Here is a 26,261-nt window from a genome sequence, read left to right as displayed (position 1 = left end):
TCAGAAGACAAAAAGGAGCCCGCCAGCGGGGACTGGCGGGAAGGAGTAAAATGAAAAAGTGTTAGGGTTGTTTGTTGGTATACAAGTATCATACCGAGAAAACATGAAGAATTTTCGAGCGAAATTCAGGAATTGCGTGAATCTTTTGACAAATTATGCCTTCTGTTTGAATTTTTTCTTAAAAGAGAATTGACAAAAGGCACAAGCTTTGATAATTTAAATGAAACAAAATGCAAACGCGATGAAAAAGAAAGTAGAATCAAGGTAGTTGTCTAGCAGAGAGTTCCGGTAGGTGAGAAGGAACGACAACGAATGATTTGAAAATGACTTTGGAGCGGATTTTCTGACTAATTAGGAAAATACGGTTGCCCCGTTAACAAGCGACAGTCTCCGAGTGTTTTCGGGTACTGAATGAGGTGAAGCCTGTGAAGGTTTTGCAGATTAAGGTGGTACCGCAGGTGATGCCCTTAGCTTTGGCTAAGGGCTTTTTTTGTGTCTGCACGGTCAGCTGTTTCAAGCGCAGGTTTTGTTGAAAAGGAGAAAGGTTGTTGGGAGGAGAGAAAAATGCAGAAATTAGTGGTTCAAACCGATTTTGGTTTGCAAGATGGAGCGGTCAATGCGATGTACGGGGTAGCTTATCAAGTGGCACCGGAGCTGATCATTGCTGATTTGACTCATGAGATCGAGCCATACAACATTCATGATGCCAGCTATCGTCTGCTACAAAGCGTCACCTATTGGCCAGCGGGAACGGTCTTTGTTTCAGTGGTCGATCCCGGCGTAGGGTCTGATCGACGAAGCGTGGTTGCCAAGCTAGCGACCGGGCAGTTGGTTTTGACGCCAGATAATGGCACCCTAACCTATTTAGCGACTTATATCGGAATCGCTGAACTACGGGTGATCAATGAGGCAACTGAGCGGTTGGCCGGATCAGCCGAAAGCCATACGTTTCATGGTCGGGATGTTTATATGTATAACGCCGCGCGTCTCGCCAGTGGCGCCATCAGCTTTGATGAGCTAGGAACACCCGAACCTAAAGAAGCGATCCAAGTCTTTGCCATTGAAAAGCCAAGCCAAACAGCAGAAACGATTACTGGTACGATCGATATTCTCGATATCCGCTTTGGTTCGTTGTGGACGAATATTCCCCATACGTTCTTTAAGCAATGGCAGGTCCAATACAATGAGCCGCTGCTCGTCAGTATCTACTACCAAGATACACTGCGTTATCAAGAAGAAGTGCGTTTCGGACGCTCCTTTGCGCAAGTGTCGGAAAATGAACCTGTCTTATATGTCAATTCCCTATTGAATATTGGTTTAGGGCTCAACTTGGCTTCATTTGCTGAAACCTATAAAATCGGGACTGGCACGAATTGGAAAATTACCCTCAAAAAAAGGAGAAATGAAAAATGAATCAATCAAAATTTACAGTAAAACACATTGTTGCAATCGGTATCGGTGCTGCCGTCTTTTTCGTCTTAAAACGTTTCGTCACGATCCCGACTGGTTTTCCAAATACGGATATCGCCACAGCCTATCCTTTCTTGGCGCTATTAGGCGTTGTCTACGGTCCAATCGTTGCTGGTTTAGCGGGCTTTATCGGGCATGCCCTAGGAGATTTGACGACTTATGGTCCATGGTGGTCTTGGATCGCCGCCTCTGGGATCTTAGGGGTGTTCTTCGGACTTTTGACTCGTTGGATTCCAATCCAGCAAGGAACCTTTGGCGCTAAAGAAATTCGGACCTTCTTGATCGGTGAAACGATCGCAAATTTGGTTGTCTGGGTGATCATTGCCCCGATCGGGGATATTTTGATCTATGGCGAACCAGCGAACAAAGTCTTTACGCAAGGAGTCATTGCGGGATTGACCAATGCAGTCGTAACTGGGATAATCGGAGTGATCCTGCTAAAAGCCTATGCCCAAACCAAAACCAAAAAAGGCAGCTTGAGCAAGGAATCCTAACCAAAGAAATGTGTGAAGGCTAAAAAATGAAACAAAAAATCATTCAATTTACGAATTTTTCTTTCCAATATGATGCACAAGTGGAACCGACCTTGAAAAACATCGATCTAACGATTTATGAAGGAGAAAAAGTCCTGATCGTCGGTGCCAGCGGTTCTGGCAAAAGTACATTAGGAAAATGTTTGAACGGTTTGATTCCGCAAAACGACAAAGGCAGTAGTACTGGAGAATTGACGATCGGTACCAATGATTTTGGACAAGCTTCCATCTATGAGCTGTCTTTGACCGTCGGCACGGTGCTGCAAGACACCGATAGCCAATTTGTAGGCTTGACCGTAGCAGAAGATATCGTGTTTTCATTGGAAAACGATCAGCGCAGTCAAGCAGTGATGCAAGAGGCGCTGCGCGTTTGGGCTGAAAAGACCGACTTAATGGATCATTTGGCGAAAAAACCGCAGGAATTATCGGGTGGCCAAAAGCAGCGTGTTTCAATGGCAGGTGTTTTGATCGATGAAACACCGATTCTACTGTTTGATGAGCCCCTAGCCAACTTGGATCCGCAAACAGGTGTGGAAGCCATCAAAATGATCGACCAGCTGTATCAAGAGAAGCGTTTTACCACCATCATCATCGAACACCGCTTAGAAGAAGTGTTAGCCGCCGCTGTCGATCGCATCATCGTGATGGAAGAAGGCCGCATCCTTGCCGACAGTACACCGAATGAACTATTAAAAACGGATATGCTGCAGCAAGTCGGCATTCGTGAACCACTGTATTTAGCCGCCTTAAAAAAAGCGGGCGTTCCCGTGACCGACGCTGCTGATTTGGTCGCGGTAGAAGCATTTGCATCATCTGAGATTGCTGAAAAACTGACTCAGTTTCAAGAAAAATTTCCGAAAACGGCGCTTCCTAGCCACCAGCCGCCGTTGTTGGAAGCGAAGAATCTATCGTTTTCTTACCAAGTGGGCAAACCAATCTTGCAGGCACTGGATTTTACCATCCATCAAGGAGAAATGATTAGTTTGGTCGGGCATAATGGCGCAGGAAAATCAACCTTGTCCCATTTGATTACCGGCTTTTTGACACCGACTTCTGGCAAGTTGCTTTGGCAAGGAACAGACATGGGCAATGATTCCATCAAAGAACGAGCGCAAAAAATCGGGTATGTTTTGCAAAACAGCAATCAAATGCTGTCAAAAAACTTCCTGTTTGACGAAGTTGCCTTAGGCTTGCGCAACCGAAATGTCCCAGAGGCTGAAATCACAGAAAAAGTTCATCAGACCTTGAAAATTTGTGGTCTTTATCCGTTTCGCTCATGGCCATTGTCGGCACTAAGTCATGGGCAAAAACGCCGAGCCGCCATTGCAGCGATCCTCGTCTTAGATCCTGAACTCATTTTATTGGATGAGCCAACAGCAGGACAAGACTATCGCCATTACACCGAAATGATGCAATTCTTACAGGAGTTGAACCAGCGGGGATTAACGATCGTTATGATCACCCACGATATGCACCTGATGTTGGAGTATACACAGCGGACGATCGTTTTGACGCAAGGAACGATTTTGCTGGGCGCACCGCCAGAAGTTGTTTTAGCAGACAAACAAGTGGTGAGTGCCGCGAACCTCAAAGAAACCAGCTTGTACACACTGGCGACCCTTAACCAGCTGACAGATCCCGCCGCTTTTACTGCCGCCTTTATTGCCAGCGAGAAGGAGGGACACGATGGAGAGTAATCTAATCGGCTATCTTGACCGCAAAACGTGGATCCACCAACTAAGCGGTGCCGCAAAACTGATTTGTTTTTTGCTGCTATCCGTTATCGGGATGATCTCTTATGATACGCGTTTTCTTATTGGACTGGCATTGTTTTCGGTCTTTCTATTTGCCAGTGCTGGAATTCGCTACCGAGATATCGCTTTTGTGTTGAAATTTATCATCTTCTTTTCGCTTTTGAATTTGGTGGCGGTCTATCTTTTCGCACCAGAATATGGGGTGGAGATCTACGGTACGCGCCACGTGATTTTTGAAGGGATCGGTCGGTATACATTGACCCAAGAGCAAGTGTTTTATGAGCTGAATCTGTTGATCAAATATTTTGTCACGATTCCCCCAGGGTTGATTTTCCTGTTTACCACCAATCCTAGTGAGTTGGCGTCCAGTATCAACCGCATCGGGATCTCCTACAAGATCGCCTATGCAGTCGCACTGGCTTTGCGTTACATCCCTGATATTCAAGAGGATTTTCGGACCATTGCCAAAGCGCAGCAAGCACGGGGCGTGGAGCTTTCTAAAAAAGCACCTTTGCGCAAACGCGTGACAGGCAATGTCGCGATCGCGATTCCTTTGATTTTTTCCAGCTTGGAACGGATCGACCATATTTCTGCTGCCATGGAGCTAAGAAGGTTTGGCAAGCATAAGCAGCGTACTTGGCTGAAAGCTAAGCCGATCCAAGGCAAAGATCTCTTGGCGATTGCTGTCGTTTGCTTGATCGTAGCGGTTGGATTGTCCTTGATGGTCCTTAATGGCGGACGTTTCTACAATCCGTTTCGTTAACAAATCAACCCATGAAAACTTAAAAAACGGACGCATTGTCAATAATGAAAGTGGGACGGATGATTCAGAATTGATTCATCCGTCCCAGAAATGATCGAGCCAAAAAACGCAGGATAGTCAGTCAATTGACTTTAGCGAGTGCTACATTTGCTAAAGTCAGTTGCTGCTAGGTCTGCGTTTTTTTGCCGATAAAAAAAAAGAGCCCACCAGCGGGGACTGGCGGGATAGGAGTAAAAATGAAAAAGTGTTAGGGTTGTTTGTTGGTATGTATTAATAATAGCGGGAAAATGTGAAAAAAATAGGAAGAGAAAGCAATAGAAGTGTGTCAATCTGTTGATGATTTTCGTAAAACATTCCAGCGGAAGCCTTTTAGATCTTTGATTGACGGAAACACGAAATAAGGCTACACTGATGGCATCAAAGCAGTACAAGGAGGGGACAGGATGGATGCCATTACGATCAACGGACTAAGCAAACAATACAACAAGAAGTACGCCATCGAGAATGTATCATTGCAAGTGGCAGAAGGAGAGATTTTTGGCTTTATCGGACCAAATGGTGCGGGAAAATCAACGACCATCAAAGTATTGTTGAATTTTATCAAACCAGATGCAGGACAGGCGGCGATTTTTGGACGAGATTGCCAACAAGCAGCCAAAGAAATCAAAACGTTTACTGGGTATGTTTCCAGTGATGTACGGTTTTATTCAAAAATGACGACAGCAGAATTGCTGGCATTTACGGCAGATTTTCATCAAGTCAAGCAGCCAAAAAAAGAGATTTAGGAGTTGATGGAACTTTTTCAAATTGATCCAAACAAATCGATCGCAAAACTTTCTTTGGGCAACAAGAAAAAAGTCGGGCTTGCGAGCGCCTTGATTGCACAACCGAGAATGTTGATTTTAGATGAGCCGACCAATGGCTTAGATCCCTTGATCCAAAAACGGCTGTTTGAAGAGCTTCTCAGAAGAAACAAACAGGGGATGACGATTTTTCTATCCAGTCATGATCTGCATGAAATTCAGAGCTATGCCCACCGGACCGCCTTTATTCGTGAAGGACAGATCATCACCGTGAAAGAACTGAGTGAGGAAGAAAATTTCGGCAAAGTTGTAACGCTCACGAATGAGGATAGCCTCTCATTAGCCGGCTTGGAAAATGTACAGGTTCTTGCTCAGGAATCACATACCGTGCGTTTTTTCTATCAAGGGGACATGAATCAGCTGGCACATTTTCTAACCAATCCTGCCATTAAAGAGTTCACGATCGAACACCCAACCCTTGAACAGCAATTTATGCTCCTGTATGAAGGAGGTTCTCAAAAATGACTTTAATGAAAATCGATCTTAAAAATACCTTCAAAGGCTGGCTAGTCTGGGCGATCCTTTTTGCAGCAATCATTTTTGCATTTACGGCTATCTATCCTCAAATGATTACGCCAGAAATGAAAACGTCGTTAGACCAGATGTTGGGCTCTTTCAGCCCAGAATTACTAGGCATCTTTAACATCCAACTGACAGGACCCTCAAGTTTGGTTTCTCCAACAGGTTTTTTCGGGTACTACTTTCAATACTTATTTATTGCTGCGTGTATTTATGGGATGCTTTTAGGCTTGAACAGTCTGATCACTGAAGAATCAGAAGGAACGATCGAGTATTTATATGCTCAGCCTATTAGCCGCAGAGAAATCGTTGGGTGGAAGTTCCTCGCTCGATTGTTGTTGCTGACTGGCTTTTGGCTGATTGCCTATGGCAGTAGTCTGGCCTCATTTGCTTTGTTCAAACTACCTGAAGATGACCTGTCCGCTTTTATTGAAGAAATCAGCAAAATCTTCGTTGCCGAGTATGGTGTCTTAGTCTTTTTCCTCTGTCTAGGTTTCTTTTTATCCACGATCTTGCGTTCCAGCAAACAAACCGCCAGCGTCGGCTTAGGCTGCGTGTTCGGTCTGTATTTGCTCGGCATCGTGGGGGAACTCTACGATAAATTGGAATGGCTGGCAGGACTTTCACCCGTGCGGATGGCATTACCCGTCCAACTCATGGATAACGGCGCCACATCAGTCCTATGGGTACTGCTGCTCGGTATCATCTGTTTCTTTGGCACCTTTTCCCGTTATGAGCGCAAAGACTTGCAGGTCTGAGTATATCAATCAAAAGACAAAAAAGAGCCTGTCAGCGGGGACTGACAGGCAAAGGAGTAAAAATGAAAAAGTGTTAGGGTTGTTTGTTGGTATGCTTATATAATAGTCTCGAAATGTGAAAAAAGTATGACGAAGCAGGCACGTTTTTGCGAAAAAATCATTGCGAAAGTTAAGAAAGCGTAAAGCGTCCCTTCACCAAAAGGCTTGAAGGGGCAACAAGAACCTAAAATCACTCCGAAGCAGCAGGCGGTTCATGCTGTTTCGGAGTGATTTTTTAGTTGAAGCTACTTGCTCAAGTCAAGGCTATCGACATTAAAGGTGTCGCCATGTGCTAAGTCACCATAACGATAGCCACGGTTAAACCAGTCCACGCGTTGCTGCGATGTGCCGTGCGTAAAACTATCTGGAACAACATAGCCTTGGTATTCTTTTTGCAGCGTATCATCCCCGATGGCATTGGCAGCTGTGATTGCTTCTTGAATGTCGCCAGCTTCTAAGATCGGTTGTCCTTGATAGGTTTCGCCTTGCAAGTATTTCGCAAAAGTACCAGCTAAGTAGTCAGCTTGCAGTTCCAAACGAACGCTGTACTGATTGTATTCCTTCTCTGAAACTTGTTGGCGGATTTTGTCCAATTGTTGGGTGATTCCCAGCTCATTTTGCACATGATGACCGACTTCATGGGCGATGACATAGGCCATTGCGAAGTCGCCGCTTGCGCCATATTTATCGGAAAGCTCATTGGCAAAGCTAAGATCAAGGTACACATTCTCATCTGCTGGGCAATAAAACGGACCAACCTGTGACGTGGCATAGCCGCATGCCGACTGCACGCTTCCCGTAAATAATACGAGTGTCGGGTCTTGATAGGTTTCTTGCCGCTCTTGAAAAACGTCTTGCCAATAATCTTCTAAATAGCCGAATACGACTGCGGAAAACTCTTTTTCCTCCGTGTACTCACTGGTGCCCACATTTTCTGTCTGGTAATTGGCTGCTTGACCGCTGACACCCAAGACATCCGGCAGCGAATTTAAATCACCACCGCTAAACAGGAAAAATAAAACAGCGATGATCACCGTACCGATCCCGCCACCAGCAGCCAACATCCCGCCTGAGCCAGATGATCGCCCCGTTCGATCATCGACATTTCTGCTTTGTCTACCCCCACGCCATTTCATGTTATCTCCTCCTATATAAATCCTAGCTTAATTATAAGAGAAAGGCGGCAGATTGTGAAAAAAAGCGCCTTGAAATTGTTATAAAATGCCTTCAGGAGCCTTGAAAATCAAAGTGTACACTCCTTTTAATCATTCTTTAATCTAACAATTAGCCTTCTAATTTGTTACAGTAGCAATAAAATAGAGGTAGAGGGTGAGCGTATGAAAATGAATTATTCGGGGACATCGGAACGAAGGATTTTGATTTTTAAACGGTTGATTGCTGGCGAGCACCTCAGCTATCAGCAGTTAGCAGAGGATTATTTCGTTTCCCGCAGCAGTATTGCAAAAGATATTTCTTATTTAAAAGAACTGTTTCAAAAAGAAAGCTTGCGCCTGAGATTTGATAATTCAGGTACATTTTTTGAAGGAAGTGAATCCCAGATCCATCGGGTGCTCAAACGCTTTTGCTTAATGATGCTGGATCAACCAGCGGCGTTTTCATTGTTGGTGGAACCTGAGAAATACCAGGAAGTAAATCAGGCGTTTCGTCGAGCGTTAGTGGAAAAACAAGTGGAAATGCCCGACAGCTATATCCAAAGTATCGTCCTTTCCATCGTGCTGCTGATCGAACGGGCGAGTCATGCGGAAAACTTAGTGATTGAAGAAAATCGCCAAGTGGGGAAACTGTTTTTGGAGTTCGACAAATATCCGTTAGTCTATGAGCTACTGAAAGAAATCGAAGAACAGCACATTTATCAATTTTCACCAAAAGAAGTGCAATATCTAACCTACCTGATTGTCGGTAGCGGCTTGAAATTTTTTATGAAAAGTGAAAAAGTTCCTTTCGTCTTTCGGGGAAAAGTACGCAACTTGATTCAAAAAATCAGCGAAGGCTTAGGCACCGACTTGACCCAAGACAATCGATTGGAAGAAGATGTGACGATCCATCTGTATCAACTGCTGTTGCGGATCGAAGCGCAAACCACAGTCATCAACCCTTTGTTAGAGGAAATCAAACAAAACTATCCTGCCTTGTATGGCGTGGTCTGGTTCTCGCTCCATGATTTTTTGAAAGCGTATCAAGTGGGGATCTCTGATGATGAGATCGGATTTGTCACGATCCATTTTCAAGCAGCGATCGAGCGAATGCGCCGCATGAACAAAATCATTTTTGTCTGTCCCAATGGCGTCGGCACTAGCTCGTTTGTCTCTGCGAAAATTCGTCGCATTCTGCCAGAGATCGACAGTATCGAAACCGTTTCAGTAGAAAAATTAAAGCAGATGGACATCTCGGCGATCGATTTTATTATTTCAACCATCGATCTTGTCGGGATTCAAAAACCTGTGGTGCGGATCTCGCCTATGGTGACCAATCGCGACATGAAGCGGATCATGAATCACTACATCGATTTAGTCATCGATAATGAGGCGGAGGTCGATCAAAATGGTTTACTTCTTCAAGCCCAATCGATGATCCAGCCAACCGTCTTTTTCGAGCGATTTGCCAGCAAAACAGAAGCCATCAATTTTCTGATCGAACAAACCCCTTTTAGTGATGAAAAACGAAAAGCGCAGTTTCAGCAATCCGTCATTGAAAGAGAGCAGCTACAATCAACCTATTTAGATAATGGCTTTGCCATCCCTCATGGCAATCCGAATTATGTCGAAAAAACAGCCATCTCGATTTTGCTTTTGGATCAGCCAGTAGAATGGGGCAACCAAAAAGCCGACATCATTATTTTATTGATGATCCGAGAGGATGAGACGCAAAAGGTGGAACCAATGATGAAATTGATCATGCAAGGAATCGAAAACAAAGAATGGTTCCTATCAAAAATGTTGGAGGTTAAATCAGAATGAAAGTGAAGGATTCTTTGCCTGAAAAGCATATACAAACGGATGAGACAGTGACAGATTGGCGCTCAGCCGTAAAATTAGCCAGCCAGCCCTTGCTGGATGAAGCGCTGATCACGTCAGCTTACATCGAAGCGATGATTCAAAGCGTGGAAGAAAATGGTCCTTACATGGTGTTGGCGGATTACTTTGCGCTGATGCATGCCCGTCCTGGAGAAGGGGTTTTGGAACAAAGTATGAGCCTTTTAGTAACGAAACAGCCCATCGATCTTGAGGGCAAACCGGTGCGGATATTTCTTGTCTTAGCCGCCGCAGATAGCCAAAGCCATCTAGAAAGCTTGAAAGAGATCATGGCGATCTTTATGGATGAAGAAAAATACAACGTGATATTAAATGGCGATCGGGAACAAATTTGTCAATTATTCCAATAGGAGGAAAAGGATATGAAAATTTTAGCAGTATGTGGATTTGGTGTAGGAAGCTCAATGGTATTGAAGATGACGATCGACAAGGTGATCAAAGAGTTAGGGTTGACGGCAACTGCCGAGAATACTGATTTATCGACGGCAAAAGCGACACCAGCAGATGTTTATTTTACGAGTAATGAATTATTGAATGAGTTAAAAGCATCCGTGAAAGCACCCGTTTATCCAATCAAAAAGTATATGGATAAAGAAGAAGTCAAACAGCAGATGGAAAAATTTTTAGCTGAAAGAGAGGGATAATCATGAATTTTGTCACGGATTATATTTTAAAAAATCCGCCAGTCCTACTGGGGATCATTGCCATGATTGGGTTATTGGTACAAAGAAAACCTTTTGCAGAAGTCGTCAAAGGAACCTTAACAGCTTCCTTCGGGATGGTGGCATTGACGGCTGGGGTAAATATGTTAGTGGGAACGATCGCACCGATCAATGCAGCGGTTCAAACCCAATTAGGCGTTGCTGTGTCAGATGGGCTCTCTGACATCACCTTTACGGCAGAATACGGCGGAACAGTAGGATTAGCGATGTTTTTCGGACTTGTCATTCATTTATTGATTGCTCGCTTTACACCTGTGAAGACGATTTTCCTCACAGGTCACATGTTGTGGTGGTTCCCATTTGTCATCGTCGCTGGGGGCGTTGAAGGCGGGCTTACCGGAATCCCATTGTTGATTTTAGGGGCGGTTCTATCTGCTTGTTACTGGTCCTTCATGCCATGGATCATGCGTAAATATGTGTGGGATGCCACAGGCGATGATTCATTCTTGATCGGTCATCCAACGGGGATCTTGTCATTGGTTTCAGGCTTTGTTGCAAAACGGGTCGGAAACAAAGAAAAATCGACGGAAGATTTGAAAGTGCCAGAAAATCTCTCGTTTTTCCGTGAAATATCGATTACTGGCGCGTTAGTGATGTTTTTGATGAATATTGTTATCGGTTTGATTGCGCCCGTATTAGTTCCTGAAGGGGGCAACTTGGTGATGTTTGCGGTTGATGCTGGCTTGAACTTCGGTGCAGGACTATTGATCATGTTGTATGGGGTACGTCTTTTGATCAACCAAATCATTCCCGCCTTTCAAGGGATCGCAGAAAAAGTCGTTCCTGGAGCGAAACCAGCTTTTGATGTGCCCATCTTGTTCAACTATCGTCCAAATGCTGTAATCATCGGCTTTATCGTGGCGATGATCACCTCAACGATTTTAGTGGTCATTGCCAATACGACCAATGTCTTTGGCATTTTGATCGTTCCTTTAGTTATCACCAGCTTCTTTGAATGTGGCGGTGCTGCGGTGATTGGCGAAGGACAAGGGGGCTTGCGAGGTGCCATTATTGGTACGATCACAGCTTCTGTCGTTATGGTAGCACTCGTTGGGATCTCTGCAGCGTTGTTCTCAACGACGATTCAAAACTGGATCTTGATTTTCGGTGGGAACGATTTATCTCTATGGGGTATCCTTGGTGAATTGATCGGCAAGCTGTTTGGAGGGGTTTAAATGTTTCAATACTTTGAAAAAGCAAAAGAACTATTGTCTATTGTAGAAGAAAAAGAAGCACCAGCGATTGAGCAAGCCATTGAATTACTGACGCAAGCCAACTTGACCAAAAAAGCCATCTACATTTTTGGCGCAAGTCACGCTGGGATCTTAGCTGAAGAGATGTATTATCGAGCAGGCGGCATGATCACCATCAACGCGATCTTTGGAAGAGAACTGATGCTTGATCGCAGCCCAATCACCTTCACTAGTAAAATGGAGCGCTTAGAAGGCTACGGTAGTGCCTTGGCGGCGACCCAACCCTTTACAGAAGGTGATGTGCTGATCTTGCATTCGGTGTCTGGGCGAAACCCAGTTATCATCGATATGGCGCTTCATGCCAAAGAAAAGGGGGTCAAGATCATCGCATTAACGAACCTTACCTATTCGAAAACAGTCACCAGCCGCCATACTTCAGGCTTGCGTTTGTTTGAAACGGCGGATATCGTCATCGACAATCATGGGGAGATTGGCGATGCAGCGTGTACGATTCCTGACGTCGAACAAAAAGTCGGCCCCACATCCACCGTAGTCGGCGCAACAATCTTAAATGCGATCATCGTTGAAGTTTGCCAAAAACTAAAAGAAGCCGGTGTCGACTATCCGCCGATTTTTTATTCAGCGAACCTAGATGGCGGGGATGAATTGAACCAGTCCCTGTTTGAAAAGTACCAAGAAGCGATCCATTATCAGCTGTAGGTCAAGAGTTAGTCGTTCCTTAGCGAAATAAGACGGTCAAAGAAACCATTCAAGACATTTTCTCCTTGCGAGAGAATGTCTTTTTTTACTTACTTGTTAGAAAAGGGCCGGAGCATAGGGATGAAAATGCGATTCAAGCAAAGATGGCTTAAACTAGAATTATGTATTTTTACTTAATAATGGTCTTTAAAAATAAAAATATATAAAATAATAGCTAAAATATGAATAAAATACTGCAAAAACGATTGTTGTTTAACTTCTCGCTCGGTATAATTAGCTTGGGAGCTACAGCAAGACAACAAATAATGAATAAAAAATCTACAAACCGTTGATTAGAAAGGAGCAGCTTATGGAGTAGGTAGAGAGGAAGATCGAAAAAAGACAACATTGTAAGAGTAACAGGTGGGGAATTCTTCCACATCTCTAACTTCCAGCAATTAGCAGAAATCTTTGAAAAAATTCGTTACGAGCTATTTGACGAAGATATCCAAAAGCTGCAAATCGAACTTTCAGATACTATTGCTCAAAATCTTCAGACGACCAATGTGGAGTCTGAACGTTTAGCAGCATAGAGTTCTTTTTAAGGAATATGAATTTGTTGTTCATCAAATGGTTATCAATTAGTTTTTTTACTAGTGAAAAGTAATCATTTGATGGACATTTTTAATATATTTCCAAATCCTTAAATGAAAGGAGCGAATTGAATGCAAACAGATAAACGAATAACCTCGAAAAGTAAGAATGACGTAGTTAGAGAAAATCACTTATGTCTAGTTTTTTGTGTTTTACTTTTTTGTTTCACTATCAGTCACTTTTTTATTTTATCTGTAGAATCAGCCGAAGTTTCAGACACTGATTCAAATCAGATGGAAGGCACCTTAGCCGCGATCCTCAACAGCGAAAGAATTAATCCAGAACCCACAAAGCCACTTACTGAACCATTGCTAGAAATCGTCACAGAGCTACCCGATTCAGAACTAATGGTTCCCTTTTTGGAATTGATCTATGCAGTGACACCAAGCGAGGGGGAAACGCTGGAAGAAGTCTATGTTAAGGTAAATGGCGTATTCGATCGACATTTGTATCAAAGAAAAGCGGGAGAACCTGAAGTCACAGAGCGAACATTCGGTGAAGCTCGTCTCTTTCTTTCTACCGATGAACAGAAAAGTAAATTTGAACTGGTCGCCGTCGACAGTAGCAATCTAAGTGCCATCTACCCCATTGAGCAATCATTTTTTATGGCAGAAAATCCTGTGCCGCCGTTACCGTCTACGGCTGATGTATCAACGATAGATTCTCACGGAGAAGAAGTGACTTTCATTAATAACAGACTTCAACTTCAATTAAGTAGTAGTCATTACAATCAAGAGGACAGGATGAAGAATGAATCAGCGGTTCTTCAATTGCTAGATGAACTCTCTTACTATGATATTGAAATGATTGCTGGACCAAATAAAAACGGCTCTGTGACAGTTGGTTTGAAGCAAAACTCTTACTCATCTCTTTATCATCTTATTAACGATTTACCCTCTTTTTCTGATTTTTTAATAACTGATGCAAAAATTGAAGAAATCGATTTGGCAACAGCTGAACTGATTCCAAGGGAAGATTCTTCAATCAATCGCTCTGGTGAATTAGAGCCGAAAATGGTAAAAATTGGCTGGGTACCGGGTTTGTTTTTCCGAAGATATCAGCACGATATGATAGGGTTTAAATTACAAGAGGAAACCTCGTTTTTAAACCAAGAATCGTTTCCTGAAACTTATCTTAGTAGGGAAATGATCAATAAAAAAATCGATGAAGTCGTTTCAGAGATTGACGGCGTTCGTATAGATGGAAACCAAGCAAATGATCTTAGTGGAACCAAGCTATTTTCGAATATGAATATTCGGAATGTTCATTTAGAAGGAAATTATCCTTTTGTTCGTGTGAGCCTACCTAGTCATTCACCCAGAGAATTAATAAAAAACGCCAAAACACTACTAAAGGATCATTCGGAAGTTTTTGAGAAATCCTATCTAATGATTGTTACAGATATAGAATCATCATCTAGTGTGGGGATACCAGAAGTTAACACTCAGGGAAGACAATTGCCTGAGTTTGAGCATGAAGTCTATCGTTATTGGGCGACTATCAATAAATATGGTACTGTATCCTCTTTGATTGAAATAGGCTTAAAAGGGTTATCCATAACTATGAAAGTGATGTTAGGTATTATGATGCTTTGTGTCACTTTGACGTCTGGAATAATTGTTTACCGAAGGAAAAAAAGAGTATTGTGAAAATTTAGAAACATATGCATCAACCTTATTAACGATAACAGTTCGATTTTGTACGTAAGGAATGAATGGAATGAACAAAAACAAGCAATCATTAAAATCAAAAAAACTCTTTCGCAGTTACAAAATTTTCTTCCTGATTTTCCTTGCTCTTGCCAGCAATCTTATTACGAGCATACAAGTATCAGCAGCCGAAGGACCAACCGACCAGTCCCAAGGCGTCTTAGCTGACATCCTCAACAGCGAAAGGAATACCCCAGAACCCACAGTTCCGCTCACTGAACCATTGCTGGAAATCGTCACAGAACTTCCCGATTCAGAATTAATGATTCCCTTTTTTGAATTGATTTATGCAGTGACACCAAGTGCCGGGGGAACGCTGGAAGAAGTCTATGTTAATGTAAACGGCGAATATGATCGGCACTTGTATCAAAGAGCGATAGGAGAAACCAAGGTCACGGAGCGAACATTTGGTGAGGCGAGGCTTTTTCTTTCTGCTGATCAATAGGAAAGTAAATTTGAATTGGTCGCCGTCGATAGTAGTGGTGCTGTCAGTAGCTATTTTATTGAGCAGTCATTTTGGTTATCCGAAAATCCTAAACCGCCGTTGCCGACTATCGCTGATGTAACGACGGAAGATTATTATGGGGAAGAAGTGACCTTTATTAATAATCGGCTCCATCTCCAATTGAACGGTGAGAGTTTTACGCAAAAAAATGATGAAGGGTTCGAAACGATGCTTGACCTTGTTCTTGATGAATTTTCCTACTATGATATGGAGCTGATCGCTGGACCAGACAGAAATGATCGAGTAGTGATCCAGTTGAAGCAAACCTCGTACAAGGAACTGGGTAGACTAATTTCTGATCTCAAGTTATTTACGTATGATGTGATTGCCAATGGGGGGAGAGAGGAAATCGGTTTAGCAGCGGCTGAACGTCTCCCAAAAACAGAGGAACCTGTCAATCGTTCTGTAGAATTCAAACCAGAGATGCTAAAAATCGGCTGGGTACCTGGTTTGTTTTTCCGAAGGTATCAGGACAACGTGGTAGGTTTCAAGCTGCATGAAGAAACCACATTTTTAAATCCAGAGTCATTTCCTGAAACTTATCTCAGTAAGGCGCTGCTAAAAGAAAAAATCGATGAAGCTGTTGCAACGATTGGCGGCGTTCGTTTAGAAGAAAATCAACCCATTTACCCTAGTGTAAAAGTAGGGGTAGCAGGAAATACACCAAGGAATTTAGTGAAAAAAGGGCAACAACTACTGACGGATTATCCCGAAGTCTTTTCAAAAGGGTATGTAATAATCAGAGAAAGGCAAAATATTTATGGTTATGGTACCACAGACGAATACAAACGACGATGGCGTGTTAGGAGTAATTTTGAAGAACGGAACTACCCTATCTGGGCAATCATCAACCCGAATGGCAAAATTACGTCGTTAACGAGTATGGGCTGGGATGGCGTGACTGTTAGCATGGCGTTAGTGATAGGATATGGTTCTATCGGCTTTATTGTGTTTATATTTGAATTTTTTGCTTGTCAAAGGGCAGAAAAACGGAAGAGGAAAAGGCAATCAGGTAAAAACTGATTCTCGTTGGCCATTCTTAAATTCTAATAGAATTCTGTTACCTCCAAAGAAGAAAGGAGTAAAGCAAATGCAAGCCGAGGGACAAACTAATTCAACAGAAGAGAAATTTTTTGAAAATATCTTTCCCATCTATAAAATCTTTTGTCTGTTTTTCTTTACTCTTGCCATCTATCATATGACCAGTTGGCAAGTATCAGCAGCCGAAGGACCAACCGACCAGTCCCAAGGCACCTTAGCCGCCATCCTTAACAGCGAAAGGAATACTACAGATCCCACAGTTCCGCTCACTGAACCATTGCTGGAAATCGTCACAGAGCTACCCGATTCAGAATTAATGATTCCCTTTTTTGAATTGATTTATGCAGTGACACCAAGTGCGGGGCAAACGCTGAAAGAAGTCTATGTCAATGTAAACGGCGAATACGATCAACATTTGTATCAAAGAGCGATAGGGGAGCCGAAGGTCACAGAGCGAACATTTGGTGAAGCTCGTCTCTTTCTTTCTACCGATGAACAGGAGAGCCGATTTGAATTAGTCGTCGTCGATAGCAGTAATGCAAGGACTCATTATCTCATCCAGCAACCCTTTTGGTTGTCAGAAAACCCCGAACCGTCATCACCGACTATCGCTGATGTAACGACGGAAGATTATTATGGGAAAGAAGTGACCTTTATTAATAATCGGCTTCATCTCCAATTGAATAATGAGAAATTCGTGCAAGAAAATGAAGTGAATGCCAAAAAATTTTTAGATGATTTGCTTGATGAACTTGCATATTACGACATGGTATTGATTGCTGGTCCAGACAAGAATGCCCGAGTAACGATTCAGTTAAAACAAACACCTTATAGAGAGCTTAATAGATTTATTTGTGATTTAGAAACATTTACTGAGGATATTGTTACCGATGGAGAAATTGAAGAAATGACTTTAGCAGTGGCTGAACGATTACCGAGGACAGAGGAACCTGTCAATCGTTCTGTAGAATTCAAACCAGAGATGCTAAAAATCGGCTGGGTACCTGGTTTGTTTTTCCGAAGGTATCAGGACAACGTGGTAGGTTTCAAGCTGCATGAAGAAACCACATTTTTAAATCCAGAGTCATTTCCTGAAACTTATCTCAGTAAGACGCTGCTAAAAGAAAAAATCGATGAAGCTGTTGCAACGATTGGCGGCGTTCGTTTAGAAGAAAATCGACCTTCCTATCCTTATGTGGAAGTAGGTGTAGGAGAAAATACACCAAGGAATTTAGTGAAAAAAGGGCAACAACTACTAACTGATTATCCCGAAGTCTTTTCAAAAGGGTATGTAATAATCAGAGAAAGTCAAAAACTTCATAGTGTGCCAGATGTCTATCTACGACGATGGCGTGTTATGAGCACCTTTGAAGAACGGAACTATCCTATCTGGTCGACCATCAATAGGAATGGCACAGTATCATCCATATACAAAATGGGCTTAAGAGGGTTGCCGACTATCGTGAAACTACTAGGAGGCGCCGGTCTATTTTGTGGCATTCTGAGTTTCGCCATCTTCATTTACCGAAAAAGACCTCCTCGCAAGAAACACGAGTTTTGGGGTTGAAATTCGTTGAAGGACAAATGAATTTCCTTTCATTACGAAGGTGTGCTTCAAAGGCAATGATTTATTTCTATAAGGTAGAGAATGTTTTTGTGTAAACCTTTTGGTTCCAAATGTGTAACAAATTAGAATCTGATACAGCATACGATGTGGTGCGTATCTCAAATCAATAAAAGAAGGGAGTTAAATAGATGCAATTCATTGATTATGCGGAATCAATCGTCGAGAGAGTCTTTAGGGAACTCTTTCGCCACTTGAAAATCTGCTACCTGCTCTTCTTTACTCTTGCCACTTATCACTTTACAAGCATACAAGCACCAGCAGACGAAGTATCAACCGACCAGTCCCAAGGCATCTTAGCCGACATCCTCAACAGCGAAAGGAATAGCCCAGAGCCCACAGAGCCGCTCACTGAACCATTGCTGGAAATCGTCACAAAGCTACCCGATTCAGAATTAATGATTCCCTTTTTTGAATTGATTTATGCAGTGACACCAAGTGAGGGGGAAATGCTGAAAGAAGTCTATGTCAATGTGAACGGTGAATATGATCGGCATTTGTATCAAAGAGCGATAGGGGAGCCGAAGGTCATGGAGCGAACATTCGGTGAAGCTCGTCTCTTTCTTTCTACCGATGAACAGGAGAGCCGATTTGAATTAGTCGCTGTCGATAGCAGTAACAAAAGGACTTATTATCCCATAGATCAGTCATTTTGGTTATCGGAAAATCCCGAGCCGCCGTTGCCGACTATTGCCGACATATCAATACTTGATCGTTATGAAGGAAAGATAGCTTTTGTACATAATCGTCTCCATCTCCAATATAATGACGAGATACTTACAGGAATAAACGAGCAAAACGGCGAAACGAGTTTAGATCGGCTGTTGGATGAACTTTCTTACTATGACATGGCGTTGATTGCTGGACCAGACAAGAATGAGAGAGTAACGATTCAGTTAAAGCAAACTCCTTATAGAGAGCTTAATAGATTCTTTTGTGATTTAGAAACATTTACTTCTGGTATTGTTACCGATGGAGAAATCGAAAAGATGACTTTAGCTGAGGCGGATCAGTTACCCAAAACAGCAGCACCCGTCGATCGCTCGGTTGAGTTTAAACGGCATATGTTAAAAATCGGCTGGGTACCGGGTTTGTTTTTCCGAAGATATCAGGACAACGTGGTAGGTTTCAAGCTGCATGAAGAAACCATTTTTTTAAATCCCGAGTCGTTTCCTGAAACTTATCTCAGTAAGAAACTGATAAATGAAAAAATCGACGAAGCTGTTGCAGCGATTGATGGCGTTCGTTTAGAAGAAAATCGACTTTCTTATCCTTATGTGCAAATAGCTGTAGGAGGAAATACACCAAGGAATTTAGTGAAGAAAGGGCAACAACTACTGACGAATTATCCCGAAGTCTTTTCAAAAGGGTATGTAATAATCAGAGGAAGGCAAAATTTTTATGGCTATAATACCACAGCCGAATACAAACGACGATGGCGTGTTATGAGCACCTTTGAAGAAAGGAACTACCCTATCTGGGCAATCATCAACCCGAACGGCACAGTTTCTTCGTTAACGAGTATGGGTTGGCACGGCGTGACTGTCAGCATGGCGTTAGTGATAGGATTTGGTTCTATCGGCTTTATTGTGTTTATATTTGAACTTTTTGCTTGTCAAAGGGCAGAAAGACGGAAAAGGAATAGACAATCAGGTAAAAACTGATTCTCGTTGGCCATTCTTAAATTCTAATAGAATTCTGTTACCTCCAAAGAAGAAAGGAGCAAAGTGAATGCAAGTCGCTGCGCAAATAAATTCAACCGAAGAGAAATTTTTTGAAAATATCTTTCCCATCTATAAAATCTTTAGTCTGTGTTTCTTTGCTCTTGCCATCTATCATATGACCAGTTGGCAAGTATTAGCAGCCGAAGGACCAACCGACCAGTCCCAAGGCGTCTTAGCTGACATCCTCAACAGCGAAAGGAATACCTCAGAACCCACAGAGCCACTCACTGAACCATTGCTGGAAATCGTCACGGAACTTCCCGATTCAGAATTGATGGTTCCCTTTTTAGAATTGATTTATGCAGTGACACCAAGTGCGGGGGAAATGCTGAAAGAAGTCTATGTCAATGTGAACGGTGAATATGATCGGCATTTGTACCAAAGAGCGATGGGGGAGCCAAAGTTCACGGAGCGAACATTTGGTGAGGCGAGGCTTTTTCTTTCTGCTGATCAACAGGAAAGTGAATTTGAATTGGTCGCCGTCGATAGCAGTAACAAAAGGACTTATTATCCCATAGATCAGTCATTTTGGTTATCGGAAAATCCCGAGCCGCCGTTGCCGACTATCGCTGATGTAACGACGGAAGAGTATTCCGGTGAAGAAGTGACCTTCATTAACAATCGGCTCCATTTTCAACTTGATAGGGAGCGCTTTAATCAAGAATTCGGGTCAAACCATGAAACGGTTTTAGACAAATTGCTTTATGAACTTTCATATTTTGGTGGTGAACTTCTATCCGGTCCAGATAAAAATGATTTTGCAACAATTCGTTTGAAGGGAACTACTTATGGAGAGCTTGAAAGGATTATACAGAAGTCAATCTCAGAATCCTATGGATTTATCGCTGATGGAAAGATCCAAGAGATAGCTTTAGCCACATCAGATTTATTGCCTAGTGAGGAAGAACCTGTCAACCGCTCCTTTGAGTTAAAACCTGAAATGGTGCGAGTTGGTTTTGTTCCTGGATTGTTTTTGAGAAGGTATCAAAACAATGTGTTGAGCTTTCAATTGCATGAAGAAACATCTTTTTTGAATGCTGAAACGTTTCCAGAGACTTACCTTAGTAAAAAACTGATAGAAAATAAGATTGATGAAACAATTACAGCAATAGATGGGATTCGCTTGGAAAGAAATCCTTCTAGTTATTCTCTTTTCCGCGTAAAGGTTGCTGATGGGACACCTAGAGAATTGATAAAAAAAGCCCAAAAACTATTGGCAGAGCACCCCAACATTTTTGCAGAAGCACGTTTAGCTATATTGGCAGACATAAAAACACCACGTTATGCCACAATTCCTGAATACGAAAGAAAACCTCTTGATAGGCGATTAAATCACTTAGAACAACAAATATACCAATTTTGGGGAAGGATTAATGAAAATGGCACAGTTTCTTCAATGGCAGATATGGGCTTAAGAGGGCTGCCGGCTATCGTGAAACTACTAGGAGGCGCCGGTCTATTTTGTGGCATTCTGAGTTTCGCCATCTTCATTTACCGAAAAAGACCTCCTCGCAAGAAGCACGAGTTTTGGGGATAACGTTCATTGATGGGCATGTGGAAAGTCCTTTCAAGCTGAAGGAAAACGGGGGAAACGCTGTTGTCTTTAAGTGTCGAAACAGTGAAGGACAACCTTCTTTCGAGAAACCAACATTCGATTAAAAGCTGTGATGAACGCCTAGCTGACGCTTGTTACCTTTAAGAAAATCGAACTGCTAGCAAGGGAATTTCTGCCAAAAAGAATATTTTGATCGTACGACTTTGATCCACGCAAAGCTAACCACTGGAGCCTTGGTTACATAAAAAACCTCTCAAAAGCAGCTGGTCGCTGATTTTTGAGAGGTTTTGTCTACCAAGAGATAGCTATGGTGTTTTTTCCAGTTGAAATTGTTTATTCAAATTCTTCATACTCATTTGGGTCTTGCCCATCAATGCGGCCGTCTGCTTTGTTTAACTGATTGATTTGATTGATTTCATCTTCAGTTAGTTCAAAGTCGAAGATCGCAAGATTTTCTCGTTGATGGGCGAGGTTTCTTGATTTTGGAAGGGGCAAAATGCCACGATCCACATGCCAGCGCAAGATGATTTGACCAGCTGATTTTTGGTATTTTTCAGCTAATTCAGTGATCAGTGGTTCTTTCAGGGCATCGCTGCCACGACCTAATGGGCTCCAAGCTTCCGTTACGATGCCGCGCTTTTTGTTTTCTGCGACCATCCGTTCTTGGACCCAGTAAGGATGGATCTCAATTTGATTTAGTGCAGGAGTCACACCAGTTGCTTCAATGATGGCATCCAAATGTTCTGGTTCAAAATTGGAAACGCCGATGGAACGGATCAAGCCTAATTTTTGGGCGGTCACTAAGGCTTGCCAAGCTTCGACATATTTGCCGCGTTTTGGTAATGGCCAGTGGATCAAAAAGGCATCGAAGTAGTCGAGCCCCATGCGAGCAAGGGATTCTTGAATGCTGGTTAAGGCATCATCATAGCCATGGTATTTTCCTGGTAATTTTGAGGTGATATAAAATTCTGATCGTGGGATACCCGAGCGACGGATCGCTTTGCCGACAATGCCTTCATTGTCATAATTGGTTGAAGAATCGATCAAGCGATACCCGTCGGCGATCGCTGCTTGCAGCTGGCTCAATCCTTCGCCACCACGGATCTGATAGGTACCGATGCCCACTGCGGGGCGTAAATTGCCGTCGTTTAATGTCAGTAAAGGTGCTTTCATAAAATGATTCCTCCTTTTCTTCTCTACATTCTACTCTAACGCTTTTTTGACAGGAACGTAACCAACTTGCTCAAACAGACAAAGAAAAAAGAGCAACGGTTTCTGTTTCAGAAACAATTGCTCTTTTTGATCAAATTATTTTTCAGGCGGTGTGCCATACATTTTTGGTGTGACTTGATCGAGTTTTGGCGCTTTTCCTTCGACTTTTGGTTCGTCTAGCCATTGGTATTCGCCTTCACCATCAAGGGCTTTGCCTTTCGCCCAAGAGCCTTCTTTACTTTGGTCGCCTTCTGAGAAGTTATAGAAATCATAAGCGATATCTAAGCGTTCGTTTTTGCGGTCAAAGGTAGTCGGCACTAAAATCGAGCCTTCGTTTTCTTCCAATTCTTTCACGGCAGCTGCCCAGAGATTTTGGTGGTAGCTATCACGTGCTAATAAGACCGAAAGTAAGTCTTTGACCCCACGGTCATCGATCATTTCATAGATGCGTGCTACTTGCAGACGACCTTGTGATTCCGCATTTAAGTTGGCACGGAAATCAGCAAGTAAGTTGCCACTAGCAATGATATACGCACCTGACCATGGATTGCCGACGCTATCAGCAGGACGTGGTCCTAAGCCTGCAACGATGGCATGTTGCGGATTCATTCCAGAAATGATCGCACCGATCGTTGGGTCTTTTTTCATAGCCGCTTCTTGATCTTCCACAGGTGCACCTTCCAGTAGACGTGCAACCATCGTTGCTAACATTTCAACGTGTCCAAGCTCTTCAGTAGCGATATCCATTAACATGTCTTTGTATTTTTCTTCCCCACGGCAGCTCCATCCTTGGAATAAGTATTGCATGGCAACACTCATTTCTCCATATTGTCCACCGATTAATTCTTGAAGGTATTTCGCAACTAACGGATTTGGTTTTTCTGGTTTAGCTTCAAACTGTAATTCTTTCTGATGACGAAACATACTATTCCTCCTAAAATTTTTTATTGGGCCCATAAAAAGTTTCTCATGAATTGAAAGGTTCGTCTAATAAAACGCACTTTGCCAAAATGAAAAAAGCATTGAAAAGAAAAGCCATTTATTTTGACAAAAAGCCTGAAGCGTTAGATAGTGGAATTAAGAGAGAATTAGAAAAGGAGCGAGTCACCATGTTTCAGTATTATAAAATGGAAGACCGAAAAATAAGCATATCTTCGGAGGAGGATTACAATTGGCTGGTGGTTTCTGGTACAGATCCAGAGGAACAACGACACTTGTTAGATAAGTATCAACTGCCCGAAGATATTTTTATTGGCGCCAATGAACCGGAAGAAGTGTCGCGGTTGGAATACTTGCGCAACACCAAGTTAAATCATCCGATTCTATACACCTTGATCGATTTATCGGAAGTGACTGAGGATCGAATCGAAGACCGTCTTGAGCCTGTGACTTTTATCTACACCAAAGATCTGTTGATTACGTATGTCTCCCATCAATCCAATCTGATCAAACGATTGATCGAAAAGCATGAACAAGATATCCAACGGTATGAAGATATCGTTGCCTATTCGACGTTGATGATCTACACCCATTACATCAAAGGTCTGCAGGAAATGAAGAAGCAAATCGATGATTTGGATCAAGCAGCTCGTAAAACGACGGAAAACAAGGAATTGTTTAACTTAGCCGATACCGAGCGAGACATGGTCTATCTTGATCACACCTTGCGGGACCAAAACCATACTGTCGATCGATTGATGGATCGCAAAGAATTTTTGGATCGTTTGGATAATGAAGCACTCGTTTATGACATCAAGCTGCGGCAGAAATTTGCCATGAAAATGGTCACTATCTATCGCGACTTGCTAGAAACCATCGGTGGCTTGTTCTCTGATATGATGGACAACAATCTAAACCATCTGATGAAATACTTAGATTCTGCGGCATTAGTGGTGGCTGTGCCATCCTTGATCGCGGGGCTATGGGGGATCAACACCGGAGGACTGCCAGGAAAAGACAATGCGATCGGTACGATCGTCGTCTTTGGCTTGGCTATTTTAGTCGGCATTTTAACTGCCGTCTACTTGTCACGAAAAGACTTTTCAAAATAAAAAGCGCCGCTGCTCTGTGGCACCGTTCATCCATAAAAGGAGAAAGGTGCGACGAAGCAGTCGGCACTTTTTTTATTTTAGTCCGCTGTCTAAATTGCTGTCGAGAATCCAGCGCTGAAAGGCGAGGAAGACCAGCAGCAAAGGCAAAATGGAAATTACCGAGGCAGCGATCAAAATCGTCCAATTGATATTTTCCGCGCCCACCAAGCTGCGGATCGCCACTTGCAAGGTGTATTTTTTCGGATCATTCAAGACGATCAAGGGCCAGATATAATCATTCCACCGCCACTGGAAGGAAAAGATCCCCAGTGTCATAATGATTGGTCGGGCAATCGGCAGCATGATTTTCAAAAAGATCATCCCATCCGAAGCGCCATCGATGCGGGCTGATTCAATCAGATCGTCAGGAACGGAGACGAAAAAGGTTCGGAACATAAAGATACCTGTTGCTGTATTGATGGAAGGGATGATGATCCCCAATAAGTTATCATATAAGCCTAGTGAACGAATGACAGAAAACGTTGGGTTCATGATAACTTCCGTCGGCAGCATGGTGGTGGCGATGATACAGATGAAGAAAAAACGCAGCCATTTCGCATCATATTTTGCAAAGGCATAGCCACAAGCGGCGCTGACTAGGATCGTCAATAAAGTGGTGACCACCGCTGAAATCAACGTATTATTGAAGTAACGAAAGAAATCCAATGTTGTCCAAGCATCAATAAAGTTTTGAATGGTTGGATTTTCAGGAATGATTTTCAAGGGATAAGCAAATAGTTCAGTCCCTGGTTTAAAGGCACTTAATAAGAACCAAAGTAGTGGGAAAAGGTACAGCAGGGAAGTGATGATCAGTGCCAGCGTTAAAAAAAACATCGCTGACTTTCTTGTGACAGGTCGTTTGGTTTTGATGATCTTAGATGTCATTCTTGCCGCCTCCAATCTTCATTTGTGCTAAGCCTAACAGTAAAAGAATCACGAAAAGTACCATGGAGGCAGCACTGGCATAGCCAACCCGCATTTTGTCAAACCCAGTCGTATAGATATATTGCACGATCAACATGTTGTCGGTTCCTGGACCACCATTGGTCAGCGATTGCACGAGGGCGAACTCTTTCATGGCACCGATCGAAGCCAATAAGATGACCATAAAGGAAGTCGGTCGCAGCATAGGCAAGGTGATGTAGCGCAATTTATGCCCAAAGTTGGCGCCGTCGATCTCGGCAGCTTCATACAACGAGCGGGGGATATTTTTCAAAGCTGCAGTAAATTGCAGCATGTTAAAGGCAGTCCCGCCCCAGATGGCAGCCAAAATAATGACAGAAAAGGCCGCATTCGAGTCGGTAAACCATGGGACAGTTTGTTGTCCCGCTTGCTCTAGAATAAAGTTGATAAAGCCAAAGTTTTCACCAAACAGCCATTTCCAGATAACCCCAGCGATGATCCCAGAGATGGTCCATGGTAAGAAAAAAATGATCTTTGCGAAAAATTTACCTTTCGCCAGCTGACTATTCAACATCAAAGCGACGGCGAGAGAAACGACATAGATACTTGGGACCAGAATAATCACATAACGAAATGTACGAAATAGTGCTTTATAAAAGCTGGCGTCTTGAAACAATTCTTGATAATTCGCCAAGCCGATAAAATTGGCTGTCGCAAAGCCTTTATAGTCCGTCAACGAGTAATAAAGTCCTAAGAGTGCTGGAATCAAAAAGAAGATAATGAACAAAATGATGCTTGCGCCAGTAAACAGCAGCGGCCATTTGTTTTTTTGTAAAGTGCTCACAGAAAATTCCTCCTCCGACGATCGTATCAGCAAC

At 42.8% G+C, this 26,261-nt stretch carries 22 protein-coding genes, 1 pseudogene and 1 other annotated feature; of the genes and pseudogenes, 18 read left to right on the top strand and 5 right to left on the bottom strand.

The features are described from left to right. Positions 1-232 precede the first annotated feature (232 nt). Positions 233-472 (top strand) — a binding site (T-box leader). A gap of 92 nt (positions 473-564) precedes the next feature. The 6 genes and pseudogenes from IAE45_RS15530 (at position 565) to IAE45_RS15505 (ending at position 6,660) form a co-directional block, all read left to right on the top strand. Continuing rightward, positions 565-1,413: an SAM hydrolase/SAM-dependent halogenase family protein gene (locus IAE45_RS15530; protein WP_200127192.1), complete on the top strand. Its 849-nt coding sequence runs from the start codon at positions 565-567 to the stop codon at positions 1,411-1,413. Further along, entirely contained in the window at positions 1,410-1,964 is a 555-nt protein-coding gene (locus IAE45_RS15525) for an ECF-type riboflavin transporter substrate-binding protein (protein WP_005225401.1), read from the top strand. The genes IAE45_RS15530 and IAE45_RS15525 overlap by 4 nt, the downstream gene beginning before the upstream one ends. A gap of 26 nt (positions 1,965-1,990) precedes the next feature. Next, positions 1,991-3,700 carry an ABC transporter ATP-binding protein gene (locus IAE45_RS15520; protein ID WP_200127190.1) on the top strand — a complete coding sequence of 570 codons (1,710 nt, stop codon included), beginning with the start codon at positions 1,991-1,993 and terminating at the stop codon, positions 3,698-3,700. Next, the gene (locus IAE45_RS15515) at positions 3,690-4,520 is read left to right on the top strand and encodes an energy-coupling factor transporter transmembrane component T family protein (protein WP_200127188.1); all 831 of its coding nucleotides are present in this window, start codon (positions 3,690-3,692) and stop codon (positions 4,518-4,520) included. The genes IAE45_RS15520 and IAE45_RS15515 overlap by 11 nt, the downstream gene beginning before the upstream one ends. Before the next feature lie 443 nt (positions 4,521-4,963). Beyond that, a pseudogene (locus IAE45_RS19220) lies at positions 4,964-5,848 on the top strand (ABC transporter ATP-binding protein). Further along, a complete protein-coding gene (locus tag IAE45_RS15505) occupies positions 5,845-6,660 on the top strand; it encodes an ABC transporter permease subunit (protein WP_086294801.1) in 816 nt (271 codons plus the stop codon). Before IAE45_RS19220 ends, IAE45_RS15505 begins: the two are co-directional and overlap by 4 nt. A 284-nt stretch (positions 6,661-6,944) precedes the next feature. On the opposite strand, the gene ypfJ is transcribed toward IAE45_RS15505, so the two are convergent. Further along, positions 6,945-7,835, bottom strand: a complete 891-nt coding sequence (ypfJ, locus tag IAE45_RS15500; RefSeq protein ID WP_200127186.1) for a KPN_02809 family neutral zinc metallopeptidase — start codon at positions 7,833-7,835, stop codon at positions 6,945-6,947. A 201-nt stretch (positions 7,836-8,036) separates the two neighbouring features. On the opposite strand from ypfJ, the gene IAE45_RS15495 reads away from it, so the two are divergent. The 11 genes from IAE45_RS15495 (at position 8,037) to IAE45_RS15450 (ending at position 21,160) form a co-directional block, all read left to right on the top strand. Then, positions 8,037-9,677 carry a BglG family transcription antiterminator gene (locus IAE45_RS15495; RefSeq protein WP_200127184.1) on the top strand — a complete coding sequence of 547 codons (1,641 nt, stop codon included), beginning with the start codon at positions 8,037-8,039 and terminating at the stop codon, positions 9,675-9,677. Next, positions 9,674-10,102, top strand: coding sequence for a PTS sugar transporter subunit IIA (locus IAE45_RS15490; protein ID WP_005225412.1), 429 nt, complete (start codon positions 9,674-9,676; stop codon positions 10,100-10,102). The genes IAE45_RS15495 and IAE45_RS15490 overlap by 4 nt, the downstream gene beginning before the upstream one ends. Before the next feature lie 12 nt (positions 10,103-10,114). Continuing rightward, positions 10,115-10,396: a PTS sugar transporter subunit IIB gene (locus IAE45_RS15485; protein WP_005225413.1), complete on the top strand. Its 282-nt coding sequence runs from the start codon at positions 10,115-10,117 to the stop codon at positions 10,394-10,396. A gap of 2 nt (positions 10,397-10,398) precedes the next feature. Next, a complete protein-coding gene (locus tag IAE45_RS15480) occupies positions 10,399-11,649 on the top strand; it encodes a PTS ascorbate transporter subunit IIC (RefSeq protein WP_200127182.1) in 1,251 nt (416 codons plus the stop codon). After that, positions 11,650-12,387: an SIS domain-containing protein gene (locus IAE45_RS15475; protein ID WP_200127180.1), complete on the top strand. Its 738-nt coding sequence runs from the start codon at positions 11,650-11,652 to the stop codon at positions 12,385-12,387. A gap of 704 nt (positions 12,388-13,091) precedes the next feature. Next, on the top strand, positions 13,092-14,669 hold the full coding sequence (locus IAE45_RS15470; protein ID WP_200127178.1) for a hypothetical protein: 1,578 nt from the start codon (positions 13,092-13,094) through the stop codon (positions 14,667-14,669). 70 nt (positions 14,670-14,739) lie between these two features. Continuing rightward, on the top strand, positions 14,740-15,174 hold the full coding sequence (locus tag IAE45_RS19015; RefSeq protein ID WP_233619095.1) for a hypothetical protein: 435 nt from the start codon (positions 14,740-14,742) through the stop codon (positions 15,172-15,174). A 15-nt stretch (positions 15,175-15,189) separates the two neighbouring features. After that, positions 15,190-16,257 carry a hypothetical protein gene (locus tag IAE45_RS15465; RefSeq protein WP_233619093.1) on the top strand — a complete coding sequence of 356 codons (1,068 nt, stop codon included), beginning with the start codon at positions 15,190-15,192 and terminating at the stop codon, positions 16,255-16,257. A 67-nt stretch (positions 16,258-16,324) separates the two neighbouring features. Further along, positions 16,325-17,842, top strand: a complete 1,518-nt coding sequence (locus tag IAE45_RS15460) for a hypothetical protein (RefSeq protein ID WP_200127176.1) — start codon at positions 16,325-16,327, stop codon at positions 17,840-17,842. Between the two features lie 188 nt (positions 17,843-18,030). After that, positions 18,031-19,563: a hypothetical protein gene (locus IAE45_RS15455; protein ID WP_200127174.1), complete on the top strand. Its 1,533-nt coding sequence runs from the start codon at positions 18,031-18,033 to the stop codon at positions 19,561-19,563. Positions 19,564-19,630: 67 nt separating this feature from the next. Continuing rightward, entirely contained in the window at positions 19,631-21,160 is a 1,530-nt protein-coding gene (locus IAE45_RS15450; RefSeq protein ID WP_200127172.1) for a hypothetical protein, read from the top strand. Positions 21,161-21,511: 351 nt separating this feature from the next. Here the strand turns inward: IAE45_RS15450 and IAE45_RS15445 are convergent, their stop codons facing one another. Both IAE45_RS15445 and IAE45_RS15440 read right to left on the bottom strand, forming a co-directional pair. Beyond that, positions 21,512-22,351 (bottom strand): aldo/keto reductase, encoded by an 840-nt coding sequence (locus IAE45_RS15445; protein ID WP_016610001.1) that lies wholly within the window; start codon positions 22,349-22,351, stop codon positions 21,512-21,514. A gap of 135 nt (positions 22,352-22,486) precedes the next feature. Continuing rightward, the gene (locus tag IAE45_RS15440; RefSeq protein ID WP_005225417.1) at positions 22,487-23,314 is read right to left on the bottom strand and encodes a manganese catalase family protein; all 828 of its coding nucleotides are present in this window, start codon (positions 23,312-23,314) and stop codon (positions 22,487-22,489) included. Positions 23,315-23,499: 185 nt separating this feature from the next. Between IAE45_RS15440 and IAE45_RS15435 the strand changes: the two genes are divergently transcribed. Next, positions 23,500-24,441 carry a magnesium transporter CorA family protein gene (locus IAE45_RS15435; RefSeq protein ID WP_200127170.1) on the top strand — a complete coding sequence of 314 codons (942 nt, stop codon included), beginning with the start codon at positions 23,500-23,502 and terminating at the stop codon, positions 24,439-24,441. Positions 24,442-24,513: 72 nt separating this feature from the next. Here the strand turns inward: IAE45_RS15435 and IAE45_RS15430 are convergent, their stop codons facing one another. Together IAE45_RS15430 and IAE45_RS15425 are read right to left on the bottom strand one after the other, a co-directional pair. Continuing rightward, the gene (locus IAE45_RS15430; protein WP_123834269.1) at positions 24,514-25,365 is read right to left on the bottom strand and encodes a carbohydrate ABC transporter permease; all 852 of its coding nucleotides are present in this window, start codon (positions 25,363-25,365) and stop codon (positions 24,514-24,516) included. Next, positions 25,355-26,227, bottom strand: coding sequence for a carbohydrate ABC transporter permease (locus IAE45_RS15425; protein WP_200127168.1), 873 nt, complete (start codon positions 26,225-26,227; stop codon positions 25,355-25,357). Before IAE45_RS15425 ends, IAE45_RS15430 begins: the two co-directional genes overlap by 11 nt. Between the last annotated feature and the right edge of the window lie 34 nt (positions 26,228-26,261).

Source organism: Enterococcus sp. S53 (assembly GCF_016516865.1).
GTDB lineage: Bacteria > Bacillota > Bacilli > Lactobacillales > Enterococcaceae > Enterococcus_D > Enterococcus_D innesii.
Note: the sequence above shows the minus strand (reverse complement) of the source record. Positions and strands in the feature narration are given on the sequence as shown.